The sequence below is a fragment of the Anaerolineales bacterium genome, from assembly GCA_022866145.1.
In the GTDB taxonomy this organism is placed as follows: domain Bacteria; phylum Chloroflexota; class Anaerolineae; order Anaerolineales; family E44-bin32; genus PFL42.
The window spans coordinates 1-2,751 of the sequence record JALHUE010000480.1 but is presented as its reverse complement, the minus strand read 5'-3'; the positions used below and the strand labels follow the sequence as shown (position 1 = coordinate 2,751).

General features: G+C 65.9%; 3 protein-coding genes. All 3 read right to left on the bottom strand.

Translation table 11 applies throughout. From position 1 onward, the window contains the following. Positions 1-142: 142 nt before the first annotated feature. A complete protein-coding gene (locus tag MUO23_14080; GenBank protein ID MCJ7514079.1) occupies positions 143-682 on the bottom strand; it encodes a GNAT family N-acetyltransferase in 540 nt (179 codons plus the stop codon). After that, positions 679-1,947 (bottom strand): ATP-grasp domain-containing protein, encoded by a 1,269-nt coding sequence (locus MUO23_14075; GenBank protein MCJ7514078.1) that lies wholly within the window; start codon positions 1,945-1,947, stop codon positions 679-681. The genes MUO23_14080 and MUO23_14075 overlap by 4 nt, the downstream gene beginning before the upstream one ends. Before the next feature lie 216 nt (positions 1,948-2,163). Further along, positions 2,164-2,751, bottom strand: a 588-nt coding sequence (locus MUO23_14070) for a DMT family transporter (GenBank protein ID MCJ7514077.1), incomplete at its 5' end; no start/stop codon positions are given.

Genomic DNA, 2,751 nt, shown 5'->3' with positions numbered 1-2,751 from the left:
GCTGACTCCGCCGGGAGAGAGGCCGATGCGGCTAGGCGGGGGCTGAGATCGCCGGCGGCTTCCGGGCGTTGGGCCCGGAATCGAGCCAGAAGGGCTCGTTTGCGCGGGGGTCATCGCCGGCCGCACCCACGCGGGCCGACGATCAGCCCACAGCAGTTGAATGCGACTGGTGGAGGGATGTCTCAGGCTGAGGGATCCAGGCTGCCGGGCTCAGGCCGAGCGAGTAGATCACAAGATCGTCACCGACGGCGTAGTAGTCCAGGATCGTCGCACTTCGGGTATAGCCGATGCGTTCGTAGAAAGCCCGGGTGGGAGCGTACTCCGGTCGACCGGAGGTATCGAGCACAATCAACCGTCCGCCGGCAGCCCGGGCCGCGAACTCGATCTGACGCATCAGGGCTCGCCCGGTCCCTTGGCCGCGGGCTGCCGCAGCAATGCACAGCCAGTACACGGTGTAGGTCCCCTGGGTGAGCGGCGTCGGCCCAAAGCAAGCGAAACCTACGAGGGGTCCTTCATCGATAGCAGACAAGAACAGGTAGCCGTTGTGGTCAGGGTACGCCAGGTAGTCCCTCAGCAGTTCAGCGACGGTGCCGGCCTCGATATCCGAGAACAGCGGCTCTTCCGACGCGATCCGCAGCAGCGCTGCCTGGTCTTGCGGTTCGGTTGCGCGGATGGTGATCATGGGTTGGATGCCAGCGCCAGCTTGAGGATGTGCAGCACCATCGAACGGTAGCTGTGCCCGGCGGTTGAGGCGGATCGGAAGAATCCAGCATCCGGCGCCAGGTCGGGGTTGCTGTTGACTTCCAGGACGTAAGGAATGCCTCGCCGCAGGCGCATATCGATGCGCAGGAAGCCCTTGAGCCCGAACAGCTTGTGGACGCGCTGCGCCACGACCTCGACGGCGCTCTGGTCCTTCGGGTTGAGCTTCGCCGGGCACTGCCCGGGGGTGTTCTGGTACTCGACGGAGCCGGCGATCCACTTGGCGTTGAAGCTGACGATCTGTTGCAGCGGATCGTCGGTCCAGGTGAACAGGATTTCCGAGATCGGCAGGATCTCCGGTCGTCCGTTGCCCCACATGGCGACATTCAGCTCGCGGCCGTCGATAAGACTCTCGACCAGCGCCGGTTGACGGTAGGTTGCCAGGCAGTCTTCCACCTGGGCCAGCAGGGTCTCGGTGTCGGTGACAACCGAGGCCTGCGAGATGCCCATGCTGCCCCCCTCGGCCGCCGGTTTGACGATCGCCGGCAGGGGGACTTGCACGGTTCGGTCACGCAGGTTGTGAAAGACCTGATAGGGCGGCGTGGGGATGCCCGCCGCCTCCAGTAGCTGCTTGGTTCGAAGTTTGCTCGACGTCCAGCGCATTGCTCGGTAGGGGACCCCGGTGAAGCGAAAGCCGAGCTTGCGGATCTGGCGGATGGCATCGGGCTCGGTGAAGGAACGCCCGCCGAGGCTTTCCACCAGGTTGAAGACGATGTGGGTGCGCGGGTCGAAGGGCGCCAGGGCGGATGGCAGATCGTCCCAGACGGGGACGACGTAGACCTCGCCGACTTCGCCCTCCAGAGCCTCGGCCACCTTCCGGGCGACTTGGGCTGTCTCCTGATCGGCGATCAGTTCCTCCGCTCGACCGCGATCCAGGCCCAGGGCCATGCTGTGCAGGACGACGACCTGCACCTGGCTCATGTCGGTGAAACGGACAGGCCGTCGGCGCAGGCGGCGCGGCGCCTCGATGGTTTCCAGGAAGGCAGTATCGGGCGGAAGCAGAATCGGAATTGCCTCCCGCGTGGGAAGCAGGCGCGGCGCGATCGGCTTCAGCGTGGTCCGATCTGCAACCTGAGTGCGTGCTCGACGGGGGAGGGAGCGACTCGGAGGCTCTTCCATCTCGTTTTCGAGCTCACCCTGCGCCAGAGGAGGGTCCTGCAGGGCCGACTTGCGGCGTGCTCGATCCATGGTGGTTCTCATGCCCATTGCCGGCCGGACTCAGCCGGTCGGCGATCCTTTTCCCTCAATCTACGTGCCCCGCAGTCTAGCATGCCCGTAACGAGACGTCAAGTTATTTCCGCCAACTGTTGGCTCTCTGGGGGGGGTCCTGGGAGACAGCTGGGGGGTAGGAGGCGCGACCGTCGCCGGCTGAGGCGGCGGCGTCCAAGGCTGGCGGCAGGCGGGTCAGGCCAGAAACAGCAGGGTCACGCCCAGGATCGCGACCAGGGTTCCGGCGATCGACTGCCAGCCGATCTTCTCGTGGAAGACATAGTGGGCGATCGGGACCATGAAGACCGGCGGGAGGGCCATCATCGTGCTGGCGATTCCGATTTCCGTGTTCTGGATGGCGATCAGCGAGAGCCAGACGCCGATGAACGGCCCCAGCAAGCTCCCCAGCGCGATCGGCCGCATCGTCCGCCGATCGGTGCGGGCCTTGCTGATCGTCGCTCGGACCTGGCGCTGCAGCCCCGCAATCACCCAGATGGCGATGCAGGCGGCGGTGACCCGGATGACGTTTCCCGACAGGGCCGAGATCCCGGTTTCCAGGCCCTGCTTGGACAGGATCAAGCCGGCCGCCTGGCCGGCGGCCGCGCCCAGCCCGAACAGGATACCCTTGGCGTAGTGCCGGCGCCCGCCGGCGACCTGATTCGAGCCGCGGCTGTCCATCACGACCCATGCAACGCCGGCGATGGTGATGGCGATCCCTATCAATTGCAGCGGGCTCAGCACCTCGCCGAACACGGCAGCGGCCAGGACGGTGCTGATGACCGG

Coding starts and splice junctions, on each gene's coding strand:
- MUO23_14080 (MCJ7514079.1), bottom strand. CDS start 682: ATGATCACCATCCGCGCAACCGAACCGCAAGACCAGGCAGCGCTGCTG.
- MUO23_14075 (MCJ7514078.1), bottom strand. CDS start 1,947: ATGGATCGAGCACGCCGCAAGTCGGCCCTGCAGGACCCTCCTCTGGCG.